General features: G+C 53.4%; 17 protein-coding genes. 8 read left to right on the top strand and 9 right to left on the bottom strand.

Annotation, left to right across the window (positions count from 1 at the left end; all coding sequences use genetic code 11):
- Positions 1–21: 21 nt before the first annotated feature.
- From FDX22_RS29745 to phoU, 7 genes are all read left to right on the top strand, one after another.
- Positions 22–909, top strand: coding sequence for a GyrI-like domain-containing protein (locus FDX22_RS29745; protein WP_146718202.1), 888 nt, complete (start codon positions 22–24; stop codon positions 907–909).
- Between the two features lie 80 nt (positions 910–989).
- A complete protein-coding gene (locus tag FDX22_RS29740; protein WP_255433113.1) occupies positions 990–2729 on the top strand; it encodes an amidohydrolase in 1740 nt (579 codons plus the stop codon).
- A 334-nt stretch (positions 2730–3063) separates the two neighbouring features.
- A complete protein-coding gene (gene pstS, locus FDX22_RS29735; RefSeq protein WP_096758984.1) occupies positions 3064–4104 on the top strand; it encodes a phosphate ABC transporter substrate-binding protein PstS in 1041 nt (346 codons plus the stop codon).
- A gap of 144 nt (positions 4105–4248) precedes the next feature.
- The gene (pstC, locus tag FDX22_RS29730; RefSeq protein ID WP_096758985.1) at positions 4249–5208 is read left to right on the top strand and encodes a phosphate ABC transporter permease PstC; all 960 of its coding nucleotides are present in this window, start codon (positions 4249–4251) and stop codon (positions 5206–5208) included.
- Complete coding sequence (gene pstA / locus FDX22_RS29725; RefSeq protein WP_096758986.1) at positions 5208–6098, top strand: phosphate ABC transporter permease PstA; 891 nt, start codon at positions 5208–5210, stop codon at positions 6096–6098. Before pstC ends, pstA begins: the two co-directional genes overlap by 1 nt.
- A gap of 107 nt (positions 6099–6205) precedes the next feature.
- Positions 6206–6979, top strand: coding sequence for a phosphate ABC transporter ATP-binding protein PstB (gene pstB, locus FDX22_RS29720; RefSeq protein WP_003023821.1), 774 nt, complete (start codon positions 6206–6208; stop codon positions 6977–6979).
- Positions 6980–6993: 14 nt separating this feature from the next.
- Positions 6994–7719 carry a phosphate signaling complex protein PhoU gene (gene phoU / locus FDX22_RS29715; protein ID WP_115259878.1) on the top strand — a complete coding sequence of 242 codons (726 nt, stop codon included), beginning with the start codon at positions 6994–6996 and terminating at the stop codon, positions 7717–7719.
- Between the two features lie 120 nt (positions 7720–7839).
- Here the strand turns inward: phoU and yieH are convergent, their stop codons facing one another.
- Positions 7840–8505 carry a 6-phosphogluconate phosphatase gene (yieH, locus tag FDX22_RS29710; protein ID WP_096758988.1) on the bottom strand — a complete coding sequence of 222 codons (666 nt, stop codon included), beginning with the start codon at positions 8503–8505 and terminating at the stop codon, positions 7840–7842.
- 167 nt (positions 8506–8672) lie between these two features.
- Here yieH and adeP point away from each other — a divergent pair, with 167 nt between their 5' ends.
- Positions 8673–10010 carry an adenine permease AdeP gene (adeP, locus tag FDX22_RS29705; protein ID WP_138140552.1) on the top strand — a complete coding sequence of 446 codons (1338 nt, stop codon included), beginning with the start codon at positions 8673–8675 and terminating at the stop codon, positions 10008–10010.
- 54 nt (positions 10011–10064) lie between these two features.
- Here adeP and FDX22_RS29700 read toward each other — a convergent pair whose 3' ends face one another.
- From FDX22_RS29700 to rnpA, 8 genes are all read right to left on the bottom strand, one after another.
- Entirely contained in the window at positions 10065–10631 is a 567-nt protein-coding gene (locus FDX22_RS29700; protein ID WP_096758989.1) for an NADPH-dependent FMN reductase, read from the bottom strand.
- A 30-nt stretch (positions 10632–10661) separates the two neighbouring features.
- Entirely contained in the window at positions 10662–11411 is a 750-nt protein-coding gene (locus FDX22_RS29695; protein WP_117342606.1) for a 4'-phosphopantetheinyl transferase superfamily protein, read from the bottom strand.
- A 166-nt stretch (positions 11412–11577) separates the two neighbouring features.
- Complete coding sequence (yidZ, locus tag FDX22_RS29690; RefSeq protein WP_146718200.1) at positions 11578–12537, bottom strand: HTH-type transcriptional regulator YidZ; 960 nt, start codon at positions 12535–12537, stop codon at positions 11578–11580.
- A complete protein-coding gene (locus FDX22_RS29685) occupies positions 12506–13687 on the bottom strand; it encodes an MFS transporter (RefSeq protein ID WP_117342604.1) in 1182 nt (393 codons plus the stop codon). Before FDX22_RS29685 ends, yidZ begins: the two co-directional genes overlap by 32 nt.
- Positions 13688–13867: 180 nt before the next feature.
- Positions 13868–15232 carry a tRNA uridine-5-carboxymethylaminomethyl(34) synthesis GTPase MnmE gene (gene mnmE, locus FDX22_RS29680; RefSeq protein WP_096758993.1) on the bottom strand — a complete coding sequence of 455 codons (1365 nt, stop codon included), beginning with the start codon at positions 15230–15232 and terminating at the stop codon, positions 13868–13870.
- 108 nt (positions 15233–15340) lie between these two features.
- Positions 15341–16987, bottom strand: a complete 1647-nt coding sequence (yidC, locus tag FDX22_RS29675) for a membrane protein insertase YidC (RefSeq protein ID WP_115259883.1) — start codon at positions 16985–16987, stop codon at positions 15341–15343.
- Positions 16988–16989: 2 nt separating this feature from the next.
- Complete coding sequence (yidD, locus tag FDX22_RS29670) at positions 16990–17247, bottom strand: membrane protein insertion efficiency factor YidD (RefSeq protein WP_003023846.1); 258 nt, start codon at positions 17245–17247, stop codon at positions 16990–16992.
- Positions 17211–17570: a ribonuclease P protein component gene (gene rnpA, locus FDX22_RS29665; RefSeq protein ID WP_096758995.1), complete on the bottom strand. Its 360-nt coding sequence runs from the start codon at positions 17568–17570 to the stop codon at positions 17211–17213. Before rnpA ends, yidD begins: the two co-directional genes overlap by 37 nt.
- Positions 17571–17572 lie beyond the last annotated feature (2 nt).

The raw sequence follows: 17572 nt of genomic DNA, 5'->3' as shown, positions 1-17572 counted from the left end.
GTATATTAAATGAGGCAGAAGATGACGCAGGACTATCGTAAGTCGGTGTTCAGGGCAATGGACTACATCAGCCAGCATCTGGATCTTAACCCGACTCTGGAAGAGGTCTCGCGTGAGGTCGCTGTGTCCTGCTATCACTTTCATCGCATCTTCAAAGCACAGGTTGGCGAAACGGTCGCTGAATTTACCCGTCGTCTGCGGATGGAAAAGGCCGCTATGAGCCTGATTGACGCACCGCATAGCGATATTACCGGGCTGGCATTACAGGTCGGATTTTCCAGTTCGCAAAACTTTGCCCGGGCATTTCGCCGTCATTTTTCCGTATCGCCAGGCGAATTTCGTCGCTCCCTTCGGGAGGCAATAAAAAGCAAGACAGGACACGTCTCTCAGCAAAAAAGCACCTATTCTCAGTGCGATACTACCCAAGCACACTGGCATACAGCAGGCTTTTTGGGCGCAAAAGTCATTACGCTCCCCACGCGTAGGGTCGCATTTATGCGCCGATTTGGACCATACGGTAAAGAGACCTGCCAACAAACGCATCAGGACTTGTTGACCTCGTTGCCCGCCAGAACGCCGTTACAGCCTGCCGGAATGCTATGTGTTTACTGGGATCCGCCAGATGTGACGGCAGAACAGCATTGCCGCACGGATGTTGGTTTTGAACTCAGCGAGGGGGAGCAGGTCAGTCGACATATCGCCGTGCAGACAATAGCCGCCGGAAATTATCTGGTATGCAAGTGCGCAGCTTGGGGAGATCAGGTTGATAACACCTGGGCGCTCGCCTTTGCCTGGATGCGAACGAAAGGGCTGATGAAAAGCGGTAAACCTTGCTACGAAATGTATTACAACGAAACCAATGTCGCACATGATTATTATGTCTATGACATTTGCATCCCTTTGAATTAACGCCAGAAAAACAGCCATCTACACAGCATCGAATACGTTTATTCGCAACGCAATGGAGTTAATTTTTCATGAGAATTTCAATGCTCTTTCTGGCATGTTCACTGGCCGTCACGTCTTCCACGGTCTCTGCTCTGGAAGGTAATAAAATGATTATCTTTGGCGGGGAAATCTACAGCGCCGATCCAAATAATCCCTCTCCACAAGCCATCGCTATTGAAGGCAAAAAAATCATTGCCGTGGGAACGTTCAACGATGTGCTGAAGAAGGCCGGTTCTGATGCTATTCGCATTGATTTGCAGGGTAATTACCTGATGCCGGGGTTGATCGACAGCCACGCCCATGTTGCTGATGGCGGTTTTAAAACGATCACCGTCGAATTTCCTGAAGGGATGACAAAAGCGGCAGCGATTAGAGCGTTTGTCGATAAAAATAAGCGTAACCCTCAGCGCGATCTCCATGGTGTCCAGTTTTACAGCAATGTATCCCTGGATTACTGGGACAATATTAGCCTGCTGGATAGCGTATTTAATGCGTCAGAATATCAGGATACGCCGGTGGTGCTGGCTGGATCGGATGCCCATACCGGCTGGGTTAATAACGCCATGTTACGTAAAGCCAAGTTGGATCCCCAGGCCATTGCTGACGCTGGCAACAGTATAAGAACCAATGTTGGGCTAACCCCCAATGGAAAACTCAACGGCTTTGTCTCCGAAGGCGCATGGGATCGGGTGCTCGGTGCCATTCCTCCCGTCGATAACGACAAAGTTGCGCAGTCGATTATCGCTGGATCAAAGGTGATGAACCGCTATGGTATCACCGCCTGGATGGAGCCGCTGAGCAACCTGCGCCCGCTGGCACCGTCATTTGATGCACACCCGGGACGCAACGATGAAGGGCTACTTCCGGCGTACAGTTCTCTGGCGAAGGACGGAAAACTCACCGCCCACGTAACCGGTCTGGCATTGGTCAATATTAACGCTTCTCCAGCAGCCATTGATGACGTAGTGGCTATCAGGGATAAATATGCCGGAATACCCGATATCAAGCTGGCTGGGATTAAAATCTTTCAGGACGGAGTGATTGAATATCCGTCCCAGACGGCGAAGTTGAGTCAGTCATACCTGAATCGACTTGGCTACAGTGGTAGTAACTCGCTGGATAAAGTGACGTTCTGTTCGCTGGTGGCCAAAGCGGATGCCGAAAAATTGATTGCCCACTTTCATGCTATCGGCGATCGCGCCGTGCAGGAGTCACTGGATGCGGTTGCCTGTGCGCGCGAAAAGAATGGCAACAGCGGCATATTGCACAGCATTACCCACCTGGAAATCGTCAACCCGCAGAGCCTCCCTCAATTTCAGCAGTTGAACGTCGCAGCGTCTATGCAGTTGCTGTGGGCGGGTAAAGACGGTGCAACGACAACTCTGCTGGATGGCAAAGTGCCAGCGCCGTTACTCCAACACCTTTATCCTGCTGGCGATCTGTTCCGCCATCACGCGCTGATTGCGGGGGCCAGTGACTGGCCGGTATCTAGCCCCAACCCGCTGTTTGCCATTTACACGGCAGTTACGCGGATGGGGGAAGAGGGCGAACTGCCACCTGAGAGTGAAAAAATCAGCCGTGCCGCGATGCTACAGGCTTACACTCTGAATGCAGCAAAAGTTATTGGCCGCGATAAAGAAACGGGCTCAATTGCCGTAGGGAAAAGTGCTGACCTGGTGCTGTTCGATCGCAACCTTGAGAAAGTGAGTATTGAAAAGCTACGGGATGCCACGGTGCTTTGGACGATGTTTGCCGGAAAAAAAGTCTATAGCGGGAAGTAAACTGCTGCTGAAAGGCCACCGGGAGGTGGTCTTTTACATTACGATAGCCTGTTTTTTGAGCCGTTAGAAAAGAAATACATCACGGCATTTTGATGAAAAATAGTCATCCTTGGCTACGCTTTTAAGTGTCATAAAAATAAAATTTTCGCGAAATGTTATTGTCATGAAATGCGTTAATAACTTGTTTTTGCAGTATTTTTTAAATTCTGTATTTCACTTTTTTTCATTGTCATAAAACTGTCATATTTCGTACATTTAACTGTCACCTGTTTGTCCTATTTTGCTCACAGTAGCAACTCAAACAATGATTTACGAAAACCGTGCAGGAGACATTATGAAAGTTATGCGTACCACTGTCGCAACTGTTGTCGCCGCGACCTTATCCATGAGCGCGTTCTCTGTATTTGCCGCAGCGAGCCTGACAGGTGCAGGTGCAACTTTTCCTGCGCCAGTGTATGCCAAATGGGCTGATACTTATCAGAAAGAGACCGGTAGTAAAGTCAACTACCAGGGTATCGGCTCCTCCGGTGGTGTAAAACAAATTACGGCAAATACCGTTGATTTCGGCGCTTCTGATGCACCGTTGTCTGATGAGAAACTGGCACAGGAAGGCCTGTTCCAGTTCCCGACCGTGATCGGCGGTGTCGTGCTGGCTGTAAATATCCCTGGCCTGAAATCCGGTGAACTGGTGCTGGACGGTAAGACCCTGGGTGATATCTACCTCGGCAAAATCAAGAAGTGGGATGATGAAGCCATCACCAAACTGAACCCAGGGCTGAAACTGCCTTCGCAGAACATCGCCGTTGTGCGTCGTGCTGATGGTTCCGGTACCTCTTTCGTGTTCACCAGCTACTTGGCAAAAGTGAACGAAGAGTGGAAATCTAAAATTGGTGCAGGCTCTACCGTTAACTGGCCAACCGGTCTGGGTGGTAAAGGTAACGACGGTATCGCCGCGTTCGTACAGCGTCTGCCAGGCTCCATTGGTTACGTTGAATATGCTTACGCTAAGCAGAACAACCTGGCCTATACCAAACTGATTTCTGCTGACGGTAAACCGGTAAGCCCGACCGAAGAAAACTTTGCAAATGCGGCAAAAGGTGCTGACTGGAGCAAAACCTTCGCCCAGGATCTGACTAACCAGAAAGGTGATGAGGCGTGGCCGATTACGTCCACCACATTCATCCTGGTTCACAAAGAGCAGAAGAAACCTGAGCAGGGCGTTGAAGTGCTGAAGTTCTTTGACTGGGCGTATAAAAATGGCGGTAAACAGGCGAATGACCTGGATTACGCCAGCCTGCCGGATAACGTGGTTGAGCAGATTCGTGCTGCATGGAAAACCAACGTGAAAGACAGCAGCGGTAAAGCACTGTACTAATAGAATATCTTTGACGAATTGGCGGATGGCGCTACGCTTATCCGCCCTACGGTTTCTACCGTAGGCCCAGAGTGTAGGCCGGATAAGCGTAGCGCCATCCGGCATGGGCAACTGAGTAAACGAGTTTAACTTAAAGAGTGATTTATGGCTGCAACCAAGCCTGCTTTTAACCCACCGGGTAAAAAGGGTGACATGATATTCAGCGTGCTGGTAAAACTGGCTGCGCTGATTGTGCTATTGATGTTGGGTGGCATTATTGTCTCTCTGATCATCTCCTCCTGGCCAAGCATTCAAAAATTTGGTTTCTCATTTTTGTGGACCAAAGAGTGGGATGCGCCAAACGACATCTACGGTGCGCTGGTACCGATTTACGGTACGCTGGTGACCTCGTTTATCGCCTTGCTGATCGCCGTTCCGGTGAGCTTCGGCATCGCTTTATTTTTGACTGAGTTAGCACCTAACTGGTTACGTCGCCCGCTGGGCATTGCAATTGAACTGCTGGCGGCGATCCCGAGTATTGTTTACGGCATGTGGGGCCTGTTTATTTTTGCCCCGCTGTTTGCAACCTACTTTCAGGAGCCGGTGGGTAACATCCTTTCCAACATTCCGTTTGTGGGTGCCCTGTTTGCGGGTCCGGCCTTTGGTATCGGTATTCTGGCAGCCGGTGTGATCCTGGCCATTATGATCATCCCGTACATTGCGGCGGTCATGCGCGATGTGTTCGAACAAACGCCGGTACTGATGAAAGAGTCAGCCTACGGCATCGGCTGTACTACCTGGGAAGTTATCTGGCGCATCGTCCTTCCGTTCACCAAAAATGGGGTGATTGGCGGCGTGATGTTGGGTCTTGGCCGCGCGCTCGGTGAAACCATGGCGGTGACCTTTATCATCGGTAACACCTACCAGCTCGACAGTGCATCGCTGTTTATGCCGGGTAACAGTATTACCTCTGCGTTGGCGAATGAATTTGCCGAAGCGGAATCTGGCCTGCATGTGGCTGCGTTGATGGAACTGGGGCTGATCCTGTTTGTGATTACCTTCATCGTGCTGGCAGCGTCTAAGTTCATGATCATGCGCCTTGCGAAGAACGAGGGGGCACGCTAATGGCTACGCTTGATATGCAAAACACCGCCGCGCTGGCGGAGTCTCGTCGTAAGATGCAGGCGCGTCGCCGCTTGAAAAACCGCATCGCACTGACGCTCTCAATGGGGACGATGGCGTTCGGTCTGTTCTGGTTGGTGTGGATCCTGTTCTCAACGGTGGTTCGCGGTATCGACGGTATGTCGCTGGCGCTGTTCACTGAAATGACGCCGCCGCCGAATACGGCGGGTGGCGGTCTGGCGAATGCCCTGGCGGGCAGCGGGCTGTTGATCCTGTGGGCGACCGTGTTGGGTACGCCGCTCGGTATTATGGCGGGCATCTATCTGGCCGAGTACGGGCGTAAGTCCTGGCTGGCTGAGATTATCCGCTTTATCAACGACATCCTGCTGTCTGCGCCGTCGATTGTTGTGGGTCTGTTCGTTTACACCGTGGTCGTCGCGAAAATGGAGCACTTCTCTGGCTGGGCGGGCGTGATTGCGCTGGCGCTGCTGCAGGTGCCAATCGTGATTCGTACCACCGAAAACATGCTCAAACTGGTGCCGGATAGCCTGCGTGAAGCGGCCTATGCGCTGGGTACGCCGAAGTGGAAGATGATTTCAGCGATCACCCTGAAGGCGTCTGTCTCCGGCATTATCACCGGTGTCTTGCTGGCGATTGCGCGTATTGCCGGTGAAACCGCTCCGCTGCTGTTTACATCGCTCTCCAATCAGTTCTGGAGCACCGACATGATGCAGCCGATAGCCAACCTGCCGGTGACTATCTTTAAGTTTGCGATGAGCCCATTTGTGGAATGGCAGCAACTGGCCTGGGCCGGGGTGCTGATTATTACCCTGTGCGTACTGCTGCTGAACATTCTGGCACGCGTTATTTTCGCGAAGAAGAAACACGGTTAAGACGAATTGCCGGATGGCGGCGTAAACGCCTTATCCGGCCTACGGTCGAACATATTTGTAGGCCTGATAAGCTGCGCGCCATCAGGCATGATAAGGAATAGATTGAAATGAGTATGGTTGATACTGCCCCAGGTAAGATTCAGGTTCGTGATTTGAACTTCTACTACGGCAAATTCCATGCCCTGAAGAACATCAACCTGGATATCGCTAAAAACCAGGTCACGGCGTTTATCGGGCCATCAGGCTGTGGTAAATCAACGCTTCTGCGTACCTTCAACAAAATGTTTGAACTGTATCCAGAACAGCGTGCGGAAGGTGAAATCCTGCTGGATGGCGACAATATTCTCACCAATACCCAGGATATCGCGTTGCTGCGTGCCAAAGTAGGGATGGTGTTCCAGAAGCCGACGCCGTTCCCGATGTCCATCTACGACAACATCGCGTTTGGTGTCCGTCTGTTTGAAAAACTCTCGCGTGCAGACATGGACGAGCGCGTGCAGTGGGCCTTGACCAAGGCCGCATTATGGAATGAAACCAAAGATAAACTACACCAGAGCGGGTACTCTCTCTCCGGTGGTCAGCAGCAGCGTTTGTGCATTGCGCGTGGTATTGCCATTCGCCCTGAAGTGTTGCTGCTGGATGAGCCGTGTTCGGCGCTCGACCCGATCTCTACCGGGCGTATTGAAGAGCTGATCACCGAGCTGAAAGAGGATTACACCGTCGTTATCGTTACCCACAACATGCAGCAGGCTGCGCGTTGTTCCGACCACACGGCGTTTATGTACCTGGGCGAGTTGATTGAGTTCAGCAACACGGACGATCTGTTCACCAAGCCCGCGAAGAAACAAACAGAAGATTATATCACCGGTCGTTACGGTTGATTCAGGAGCGCGTTATGGACAGTCTGAACCTTAATAAACATATTTCCGGCCAGTTCAACGCAGAACTGGAAAGCATCCGCACCCAGGTAATGACCATGGGCGGCATGGTGGAGCAGCAGCTTTCTGATGCCATTACCGCTATGCACAACCAGGACAGCGAGCTGGCGAAGCGCGTCATTGAGGGCGATAAGAACGTCAATATGATGGAAGTGGCGATTGATGAAGCCTGTGTGCGCATCATTGCCAAGCGTCAGCCGACGGCGAGCGACCTGCGCCTGGTGATGGCAATCATCAAAACTATCGCTGAGCTGGAACGTATTGGTGATGTAGCGGATAAAATTTGCCGTACCGCGCTGGAGAAATTCTCCCTGCAGCATCAGCCGTTGCTGGTAAGCCTGGAATCACTGGGTCGCCATACGGTGCAAATGCTGCATGATGTTCTGGATGCATTTGCGCGGATGGATCTGGACGAAGCGGTGCGTATTTACCGTGAAGACAGGAAAGTTGACCAGGAATATGAGGGCATCGTACGCCAACTGATGACCTATATGATGGAAGACCCGCGCACCATTCCGAGCGTGCTGACCGCACTGTTCTGCGCCCGTTCTATCGAGCGTATCGGTGACCGTTGCCAGAATATTTGCGAATACATCTTCTACTTCGTGAAGGGACAAGATTTCCGTCACGTCGGCGGCGATGAGCTGGATAAGCTGCTGGCGGGTAAAGACCCGAAGGAATAAGCGGCTTGTTGCGTTCGCCGGGATCCCCGGCGTCGCTATTGTAGGCCGGATAAGGCGTTACGCCGCATCCGGCATTCTGCGCCATCCGCTTGATGGCGCTTTGCTTATCAGGCCTACTGTTTAATCGACGATATTCCAACCCCGCGCCTTCCACAATGCCGGCAATTGTGCCAGATCGGTAAAGGTCGTCACTTTAGGATGATCGATCGGTTTGTTGTGCGAATCGGCGCAGAAGTAGAACACCTCCATCCCGGCATCAATCCCTGACTGCGCACCCGCTGCAGAATCATCCACCAGAATGCAGTTTTGCGGATTGACGTTCATGGCTTTTGCCGCATGGAACATCAGCGCCGGATCGGGCTTCCAGCGTTGGATATCATAGCCGCTGAACAGTAAATCCGGGAAATGATGCAGCATGCCTAGCTTGCCTAACGAGTGCTGCATTTTGCTGACCGGACCGTTCGACACCACGCACATCGGCACTGCCATGCTATCCAGCAGCGCGTTGGCACCCGCAATCACCTCCAGTTCCGTATCGAACAGGCGTGCGACCTCGGCGCGGTAAATCGGTTCTAGTTCGGCTTTTGCCAGTTCGACACCGTGCTCGTCGTTGATAATGTCGATGATCTCGTAGAGCTTTACCCCCTTGAAGCGTTTAAACGTCTCTTCAAGATCGAGCGTAATGCCAAACGCCTGGAACATGCTGACATACGCGCGAGAACAAATGACTTCACTGTCGACGAGGGTTCCGTCACAGTCAAAAAATACAGCTTCTATCTGGGACATGTCATTTCCGTTTTAACAAGTTTAACGTTTACGTACAGCATTATTGGGCGACGCAATCGTTGCCGTATAAGCAAAATCAATGGAAAAAAATCGCTCATAACCCACCCTATTGTCGCATTTTGGTATAGGATAGCGACGAATTTTCCCTCCTTGTTCGGAAATTGATAATGAGTCAACAACACACAACCCAGGCTTCTGGCCGGGGCATACTGGAACGCGTGTTTAAACTGCGCGAACATGGCACGACGGCACGGACCGAAGTGATCGCCGGTTTCACTACTTTCCTGACGATGGTCTACATCGTTTTCGTCAACCCGCAAATTCTGGGCGTAGCCGGAATGGACACCAGTGCCGTCTTCGTGACCACCTGTCTGATTGCGGCGTTGGGCAGTATCCTGATGGGCGTATTCGCTAACCTGCCGGTGGCGCTGGCGCCAGCGATGGGGCTGAACGCCTTCTTCGCGTTCGTCGTGGTACAGGCAATGGGCCTGCCGTGGCAGGTAGGTATGGGCGCTATCTTCTGGGGTGCGGTGGGTCTGCTGCTGCTGACTATCTTCCGCGTGCGTTACTGGATGATTGCCAACATTCCGGTCAGTCTGCGCGTGGGGATCACCAGCGGTATCGGTCTGTTTATCGGCATGATGGGGCTGAAAAATGCCGGCGTTATCGTGGCGAACAAGGATACGCTGGTTTCCATTGGTAACCTGACTTCTCACAGCGTGCTGCTGGGGGTCTTGGGCTTCTTCATTATCGCTATTCTGGCGTCCCGCAACATTCATGCGGCGGTGCTGGTTTCGATTATCGTCACCACCCTGCTGGGCTGGATGCTGGGCGATGTGCACTATAACGGTATCGTTTCTGCACCACCGAGCATCACCACCGTTGTGGGCCATGTTGACCTTGCCGGGTCGTTCAACCTGGGGCTGGCGGGGGTGATCTTCTCCTTCATGCTGGTTAACCTGTTCGACTCCTCCGGTACGCTTATCGGTGTGACGGACAAAGCGGGTCTGGCCGATGAAAAAGGCAAGTTTCCGCGCATGAAGCAGGCGCTGTTTGTGGATAGCGTCTCCTCGGTTGCCGGGTCCTTTATCGGTACTTCTTCGGTGACTGCGTATATCGAGTCGTCTTCCGGGGTTTCAGTTGGCGGGCGTACTGGCCTGACGGCTGTCGTGGTGGGGATCCTGTTCCTGCTGGTGATTTTCCTGTCGCCGCTGGCGGGAATGGTGCCGCCTTATGCGGCAGCAGGTGCGCTGATTTATGTCGGTGTGCTGATGACCTCCAGCCTGTCACGCGTGAAGTGGGATGACCTGACCGAAGCGGTCCCGGCGTTTATTACCGCCGTGATGATGCCGTTTAGCTTCTCGATTACCGAAGGTATCGCGCTGGGCTTTATTTCCTACTGTGTAATGAAAATCGGTACCGGACGCTTCCGCGACCTCAGCCCATGCGTGATCGTTGTGGCGCTGCTGTTTGTGCTGAAGATTGTGTTTATCGACGCACACTAAAATATCGGTATTCTCTACAGCCCGCCCGGCATTACTGCTGGCGGGCTTTTTCTTTTATGCTTTTACGCGCTGAATATAATCCCCGAAGGCGGCCAACTGGCCCGTCAGGTGATCCAGCGTGCTTTGATCAATCACTTCGCCGGTTTGTGTATCCACTTTATTCTGAATGACACCGCCCATAAACTCCGGTTTATTCATGACCATGGCGTCAAGGAACACCAGAATCTGGCGCAGATGGTACTGACAGCGGGCACCGCCAATCGCGCCCATTGAGCTGGTCTGGATCAGCACCGGTTTGCCTGCCAGAGGCTGATCGGGCAGACGGGACAGCCAGTCGATGGCGTTCTTCAGTCCACCTGGTACCGAATAGTTATATTCTGGTGTGACAATCACCACGCCATCCGCTTTTCTGATCTGCTCCGCCAGCGCTTCTACGCTTGCCGGAAAACCTTCTTCCTGTTGGAGATCGGCATCGTACAGTGGAATATCGCCAATCGACGGTAATGCGTTGACGTCCATCCCTGCCGGGGCAATTTTTGGCAGCGTACGGGCAACCATTCCATTAAATGAGCCTTTGCGCAGGCTCCCCAGTAACGTAACAACATTCAATGTTTCGGACATGGTTACTCCTGTTTCATCATGAAGGTTAAATCAGTTAAGCGTGTAGTTCTTCGCTGCGGATAATTGAGAGAAGCGGATCAGGCGGCCCGTTGGCGCATTGGCGCGAGTCTGGATATCGGGCAAACTTTTCCAATCCTGCTTACCATCAAACTCCCAAACCTTGAGTTTTTCAATAGCTGGCGTCACCGCGACCGACCACACCAGCACATCTTCCGCATCGCAAATGGCTTCGATCTGCGCCGTATGGGCGCATTTCAGGCGTCCGGCGCCGGGTAACAACTGGAGTTCGCGCGGATCGTCATTGCTCATATCACCGGTAAGTTTGAGTACGCTCTGGCGTAGGGTAATGAGCTGTGCGCGTGCTTCATTCGGATCGCTTTGGTTGTTGATCCACAGGTTTTCGTTGCTGGAAAAGCGCCTGGTGTCCGTCGAATGTGGATAGTTAAACCCACGGATTGCTCGCTGAAGTTCCATATCCAGGCCGCAGCTGCCTTCTGTCGTCAGCGCAACGCCGACGATATTTCCGGCGTAGGAAATGGAAAATCCGGGCAGATTTTTATCGCGAAAGACCGGTTTGCCTTTGGCATGTTGCACGATTTCGGGCAGCGAGCTGGTGCCGTAAAGCATAAACATCAGTTCAGCGAGGAGGCTTCTGGAGGCCAGAAAGCGTGTTCGGCGGTGAGTTGGGAGGCTGTTTGCTTCGATATGACATGGAGAAGGGAGGCGAACTGAAATCAGGTGTCCCTCCGTAAGAATCCCTCTGGCAAAATGTGTCGCCATTTTTCGCTCCGTGATTAATGGTCCGTGATTATTACCAGAGTAACATTTACACGGCGTCCAGGCAGGCTTTGCTGCCTAAAAATCAGGCGAAAACGGGATACATTACGCGACATTTACATTTCTGACACTATCATGGTTAATTTAGCAACAATTTGGGCGCGCAGTGTCAGGACATATCACGATAGAGCGACTTGATCGTGTCTTTCAGCCAGACGATCTTTGGATTGTGGCTGTTACGTTTATGCCAGAGCAGGGTGAACGGTACGCGCATTTTTTCCAGCTGTGCGGTATCAAAGGGCAGCGGGCGTGCCACCAGTGGAAGCTGGTGGAGTTGATTATAACGCTGACAGTAGACTGGGGCGGTGGCTATCAACGCGTGATCCGGTTGGGCGGCCATAAACAGCGACTGCTCAAACCCCGGCAGACTCAGGGCGATAGTGCGTTTGCGTCCCATCTCCTGCAGCACATCGTCCAGCGCCCAGGTATCGCTTTGTTCCCAACTGATACTGATATGCGGATAGCGCAGGAAGGTCTCCAGGTTCCACTCTTCTCGTAACGCCGGATGATCTTCGCGCAGCCAGACGCAGGGGAGATCGGAAAACAGCACTTCATGATCGATAGATAACGGCAGCAGACTCAGCAACTCGCGTGAGCGCGGGTGGCTTTCGCGCCCGGTAAACCCGATATCCACCTCACCGCGAATAATGGCGTCCAGCGAATCGTAATCCCAGTTGCGCACTTTGATGGACGCTTGCGGATAGCGTTGATAAATCTGCTGCGAGAGTGCGTTGAACATGATCATCACCAGCGGCGTCTCGGCCACCAGATCAAACTTCAACCCGCGCGGTGCTTCGTGATGCGGCTTATCGAGCAACTGATTGCCCATCTGCATCCACTCCGCCAGGTTCTGTTCCATACTGACCATCAACGGCGTCGGCGTCAGCCCCAGCGGGGTGTTTACAAACAGCGGATCGTCAAACCAGGATCTCAGCTTCGCCAACGATTTACTGACCGCCGACGGCGTGACGTTCATCCGTTTGGCGGTTTTGGTGACGCTGCGCTCCTGCATCAGGAGCTGCAGGCAGAGCAGTAAATTAAGATCGAGACTGCTGAGGGATTTCTTCATGAGTAGGCGCGGACCGGTTAGGAGCAACAGTGATAATCAGCATGATGCTCACTATGCTACAGCCAATCAGAATCCCGATCAGCATATTCAACGCGTCAAGTCCGAGGACAGCCGCCAGCCAAATCCACAGCGATGAGCCACAAACCTGGGCGATGCCTAGCGTTGAGCTGGCGACGCCCGCTCGCAGCGAGAACGGTCCCAGCGCCTGGCTCATGGCAACGCCGAAACCGACCGAGAATCCGGCACAGATTAACGTCAGGCCAAACAGTGTAACTGCATGCGAGCTGGCAAGGGTTAGAACCACGCCTGCGCTTAGGAACAGCACCTGCGAGGCCAGCATCAGGGTGCGGGGCTTAAACAGGCTCAGGGCGAACGGCGTGGAGAAAGAAACCGCCATACTGACCCCTGCGGTCATCGCCATGGTCGTGGCGTATTCACCGCGGTCAAAACCCATTACCTCCATCAGTAGCACCGGCGAGGTGTTGACGAAGGTAAGGATCACCGACACGCTGAGCGTGGTAATCGCCAGTCGGCTGAGGAAAAAGCGGTTTACCAGCGATTCGGTGCGCTGCTCAACACCCGCAGACCTTGAGAGCGTCGCTGGGCGCGATTCTCGCAGGATAAACACCGATAGCAGGCAAACTGCCACGCCCATACCAATCATCGTGTAGAACAGGCTCTGCCACGGGTATTTGAGCATAATCAGATGCCCCATTACCGGGGCCAGAACTGGCACGATACAGGTGATACCGTTCAACAGCGACAGCACCTTCGCCCGGCGGCGATCGTCGAGCGTATCGCGCAAAATCGCAAAGGCCACTACATAACAGCAGCCCGCGCCAATTCCCTGAATAAAACGGCCCACCAGGAACGGTGTACCGCTCTCGGCGAATGAACACAGGGCGGAAGCAAAAATAAAGATCAGGGCGCCGACAATCGCGACCGGTTTACGACCCGACTGGTCGGCAATCTTACCGGCGAACAGCATCGCCGCGGCCATTCCGGCCAGATACACTGAAAATGCGATATGCAGCTGTGCTTCGCTGGCGTTAAGGTCGGCGGCAATACGCGGTAACCCCACCAGATACATATCAATACCGGCAGGATAAAGCAGAACCAGAGCAAAACTGCAGATTAAAAAGCGTGTCATAGCGACCTCATGAGGAATGTGGCGCTAAGAATACGGGGAGAGCGTCAGTAGCACGAGTTGCCATTCGGACAACAGTGATTTCCTGTGAGGAAATCATTTGTTGCCGGATGGCGGCTTTGCCTTATCGGGCCTACGGGGCCTGTAGGCCCGGCAAGCATCACGCCACCGGGCAACACAACGTTACTTACCGATACAGAAGCTGGAGAAAATCCGTCCCAGCAGATCGTCGGAGGTAAACTCCCCGGTGATCTCACTGAGATTCTGCTGCGCGAGGCGTAGCTCTTCTGCCAGCAATTCTCCGGCCCTGGCGCCCAACAGCTGAGCTTTGCCCTGCTCGAGATGCTCTGCCGCTTCTGCCAGTGCCTGCAGGTGACGACGGCGCGCCAGGAAACCGCCTTCCATATTGGTTTCGAAGCCCATACTCTGCTTGAGATGGTTACGCAGCACGTCCACGCCTTCGCCGGTACGCGCGGAGAGGCGAACCAGTGAGTGGCCATTTACTTCGCTAAGGCCCAGCGTTTCTCCAGTGATATCCGCTTTGTTGCGTACCACGGTGATGGGTAACTTCGTCGGCAAACGTGCGATAAAATCAGGCCAGATATCGGCCGGGTCGACGGCATCGGTGGTGGTGCCATCCACCATAAACAGCACGCGGTCGGCCTGTTCGATTTCCTGCCAGGCGCGTTCGATACCAATGCGTTCGACTTCGTCACTGGCGTCACGCAGACCGGCGGTGTCGATGATATGCAGCGGCATACCGTCGATATGAATATGTTCGCGCAGCACGTCGCGGGTGGTGCCAGCAATGTCGGTGACAATCGCCGCCTCACGGCCTGCTAAGGCGTTCAGCAGGCTTGATTTCCCGGCGTTAGGACGTCCGGCGATCACCACCTTCATCCCTTCACGCAGCAGGCTACCCTGACGCGCTTCGGCCCGTACGGCATCGAGATCGGCGATGACGTTATTAAGCAGGCCTTCAATTTTACCGTCAGAGAGGAAGTCGATTTCCTCATCCGGAAAATCAATCGCCGCTTCCACGTAGATGCGCAGGTGAGTGAGTGCTTCCACAAGGTGATTTACGCGGGCGGAGAACGCACCCTGCAAGGAGTTCAGCGCGGAACGTGCGGCTTGTTCTGAACTGGCATCGATCAGGTCGGCAATGGCTTCTGCCTGGGCTAAATCGAGTTTATCGTTCAGGAACGCGCGCTCCGAGAACTCACCGGGTCTGGCAATACGCAGGCCGGGAATAGTCAGAATACGTTTTAACAGCAGGTCGAGAATGACCGGGCCGCCGTGGCCCTGCAATTCTAAAACGTCTTCACCGGTAAAGGAGTTTGGACCGGGGAACCACAGGGCAATCCCCTGATCCAGCGTGCTACCATCGGCATCTTTAAACGGCAGGTAGTCGGCATAACGTGGTTTTGGCAGTTTGCCCAGTACGGATTCTGCAACCTCGCGGGCTTTCAGGCCGGAGATGCGCAGAATACCCACACCACCACGTCCCGGTGGGGTGGCCTGAGCGACGATGGTGTCGTTATGGCTCATGATATGTCTCTTAAATACCAATAATAAAAAAGGCGGTCAATCGACCGCCCTTTAATTTATGTTCCGTTTGCCGGATGGCGGCTTCGCCTTATCCGGCCTACAACCGAATCAGGAATTCTTTTTCTCGCGGCTATGCAGGCCACGCTTCTCCAGACCACGGTAAATCAGCTGCTGCTGAATAATGGTTACCAGGTTGCTGACGATATAGTACAGCACCAGACCTGACGGGAACCACAGGAAGAACACGGTGAAGATGACCGGCATAAAGGTCATGATCTTCTGCTGCATCGGGTCGGTCACGGTGGTCGGCGACATCTTCTGAATGAAGAACATCGTTACGCCCATCAGGATCGGCAGGATGTAGTACGGGTCCTGTGCAGACAGGTCATGGATCCACAGTGCGAACGGCGCATGGCGCAGTTCAATGGAGCCCATCAGCATGTAGTACAGTGCCAGGAAGATTGGCATCTGGATGATCAGCGGGAAGCAGCCGCCCAGAGGGTTAACCTTCTCAGCTTTGTACAGGGCCATCATTTCCTGGCTCTGACGCTGTTTGTCATCGCCCAGACGCTCACGCATTGCCTGAATCTTCGGCTGCAGCATACGCATCTTCGCCATGGAGGTGTACTGCGCTTTAGTCAGCGGGTACATGATGCCACGAACGATAAAGGTGATAACGATGATAGAGAAGCCCCAGTTACCCAGGAAGCTATGGATCCACTTCAGCAGTTTGAACAGCGGCTGAGAGATGAACCACAACCAACCGTAGTCGACGGTCAGATCCAGGTGCGGTGCAACGGCCGCCATTTTATCCTGAATTTCCGGGCCAACCCACAGGGTGCTGGTCATCGCGCTTGTCTGGCCCGGTTGAACCAGTACCGGCTGAGATTTATAGCCGATAGCGGCAATGCCGTTACCCAGATTTGCGGTATAGAAGTTATTGGTGCCGTCGTTACGCGGAACCCATGCCGTGGCGAAATACTGCTGCAGCATTGCGACCCAGCCGTCTTTAGCGTTGACGTTCAGGTTTTCGTTTTCAGCAATGGTGTCAAACTTGTATTTCTCATACTTCTCATCAGGCGTGGAGTAAGCCGCGCCACGGAAGGTATGCAGCGCAAAGTTGCTGCTACCGGTGTCGAGATGAGAGGGCAGATTGATGGATTGCTTCAGCTGACCAAAGGTGGAGATTTCCAGCGGCTTCTCGCTGGCGTTCTGCACGCTGTAGTTAACGCTTACCGCATACTCACCGCGCTTGAGAACAAACGTTTTGGTAAACGTGTTGCCAGCGGCGTCTGTATAGGTCATCGGGATCTGCAGTTCATTTTGACCGTCAGCCAGTACAAAAGCGTCTTTGTCGACGTTGTACAGCGGACGCGGGCCGTTAGCCGGGTTATCCGGGCCGTCACGACCTGTCAGGCCACTCTGTGCCTGATAGATGAACTGTGGCGTGGTATCCAGTAACTGGAACGGTTCGGTAGAACCGAGTTCTTTCGGGTAAGCTGGCAGTGAAGCCTGTTCCACATCACCACCACGGGTGTTGATGGTCAGATCAAGCACGTCAGTCTTAACCGTAATCAGTTTCCCCTGGCCACTGGCCGGTACGCCCTGGTCGGCGGCGCTACCCGCTGCGGTGGTCGTTGTCTGCGTGGTCTGTTGAGCCTGAGGTTGCGGATTTTTATCCTGCTCCCAGGCTTGCCAGATCATGAAAGACACGAACAGCAAAGCGATGACTAAAAGATTGCGTTGCGAATCCATCGTTAGTGTTCTCTGGTATCAAATGGTCCGGGTGGGACGGGATCGTCACCACCAGGGTGTAAAGGGTGGCATTTTAATACGCGTTTCACCGTCAACCAACTGCCTTTTATCACTCCAAACCTGCGCAATGCCTCAATTCCGTAGCTCGAACAGGTTGGAGTGAAACGGCAATGCGGCCCAAGCAGCGGACTGATCAGGCGTTGATAGACCCGAATGAGGGCTATCAGGACCCGCGAGCCAGGCGACAATGGCGACGCCATAATTTTTCCAACGCTTCCGAGAGAGCACGGTTATCGAGGTCGGCAACCCCTTTTTTAGCCACCACTACGAAATCCATTGCTGGAAGTTCGTGCTGACGTAAACGGAAGCTTTCACGCGTCAGGCGTTTAATCCTGTTGCGTTCATGCGCACGTTTAACATTTTTCTTGGCGACCGTTAGACCGATGCGGGGATGCCCCAGCGAATTTTGGCGGCCGAGAATGGTGATTTGCGGCGTGCCAGCCCGTTGTGGCTGCTGGAAGACGAATGTGAAATGAGTGGGAGTTAACAAACGTAACTCCCTGGGAAATGCGAGCTTAACCACTC

Origin of the sequence: Citrobacter sp. TBCS-14 (assembly GCF_005280805.1) — a bacterium.
Classification (GTDB): Bacteria; Pseudomonadota; Gammaproteobacteria; order Enterobacterales; family Enterobacteriaceae; genus Citrobacter; species Citrobacter gillenii.
This window is presented reverse-complemented; position numbering and strand designations above follow the sequence as displayed.

Excerpts from the sequence above, each read along its gene's own strand:
- FDX22_RS29700 (WP_096758989.1), bottom strand. The coding sequence starts at position 10,631 with ATGTCCGAAACATTGAATGTTGTTACGTTACTGGGGAGCCTGCGCAAA.
- yieH (WP_096758988.1), bottom strand. The coding sequence starts at position 8,505 with ATGTCCCAGATAGAAGCTGTATTTTTTGACTGTGACGGAACCCTCGTC.
- pstA (WP_096758986.1), top strand. The coding sequence starts at position 5,208 with ATGGCTACGCTTGATATGCAAAACACCGCCGCGCTGGCGGAGTCTCGT.
- pstC (WP_096758985.1), top strand. The coding sequence starts at position 4,249 with ATGGCTGCAACCAAGCCTGCTTTTAACCCACCGGGTAAAAAGGGTGAC.
- pstS (WP_096758984.1), top strand. The coding sequence starts at position 3,064 with ATGAAAGTTATGCGTACCACTGTCGCAACTGTTGTCGCCGCGACCTTA.
- FDX22_RS29745 (WP_146718202.1), top strand. The coding sequence starts at position 22 with ATGACGCAGGACTATCGTAAGTCGGTGTTCAGGGCAATGGACTACATC.
- mnmE (WP_096758993.1), bottom strand. The coding sequence starts at position 15,232 with ATGAGCCATAACGACACCATCGTCGCTCAGGCCACCCCACCGGGACGT.
- FDX22_RS29685 (WP_117342604.1), bottom strand. The coding sequence starts at position 13,687 with ATGACACGCTTTTTAATCTGCAGTTTTGCTCTGGTTCTGCTTTATCCT.
- yidZ (WP_146718200.1), bottom strand. The coding sequence starts at position 12,537 with ATGAAGAAATCCCTCAGCAGTCTCGATCTTAATTTACTGCTCTGCCTG.
- phoU (WP_115259878.1), top strand. The coding sequence starts at position 6,994 with ATGGACAGTCTGAACCTTAATAAACATATTTCCGGCCAGTTCAACGCA.
- pstB (WP_003023821.1), top strand. The coding sequence starts at position 6,206 with ATGAGTATGGTTGATACTGCCCCAGGTAAGATTCAGGTTCGTGATTTG.
- yidD (WP_003023846.1), bottom strand. The coding sequence starts at position 17,247 with ATGGCGTCGCCATTGTCGCCTGGCTCGCGGGTCCTGATAGCCCTCATT.
- FDX22_RS29740 (WP_255433113.1), top strand. The coding sequence starts at position 990 with ATGCTCTTTCTGGCATGTTCACTGGCCGTCACGTCTTCCACGGTCTCT.
- yidC (WP_115259883.1), bottom strand. The coding sequence starts at position 16,987 with ATGGATTCGCAACGCAATCTTTTAGTCATCGCTTTGCTGTTCGTGTCT.
- FDX22_RS29695 (WP_117342606.1), bottom strand. The coding sequence starts at position 11,411 with ATGGCGACACATTTTGCCAGAGGGATTCTTACGGAGGGACACCTGATT.
- adeP (WP_138140552.1), top strand. The coding sequence starts at position 8,673 with ATGAGTCAACAACACACAACCCAGGCTTCTGGCCGGGGCATACTGGAA.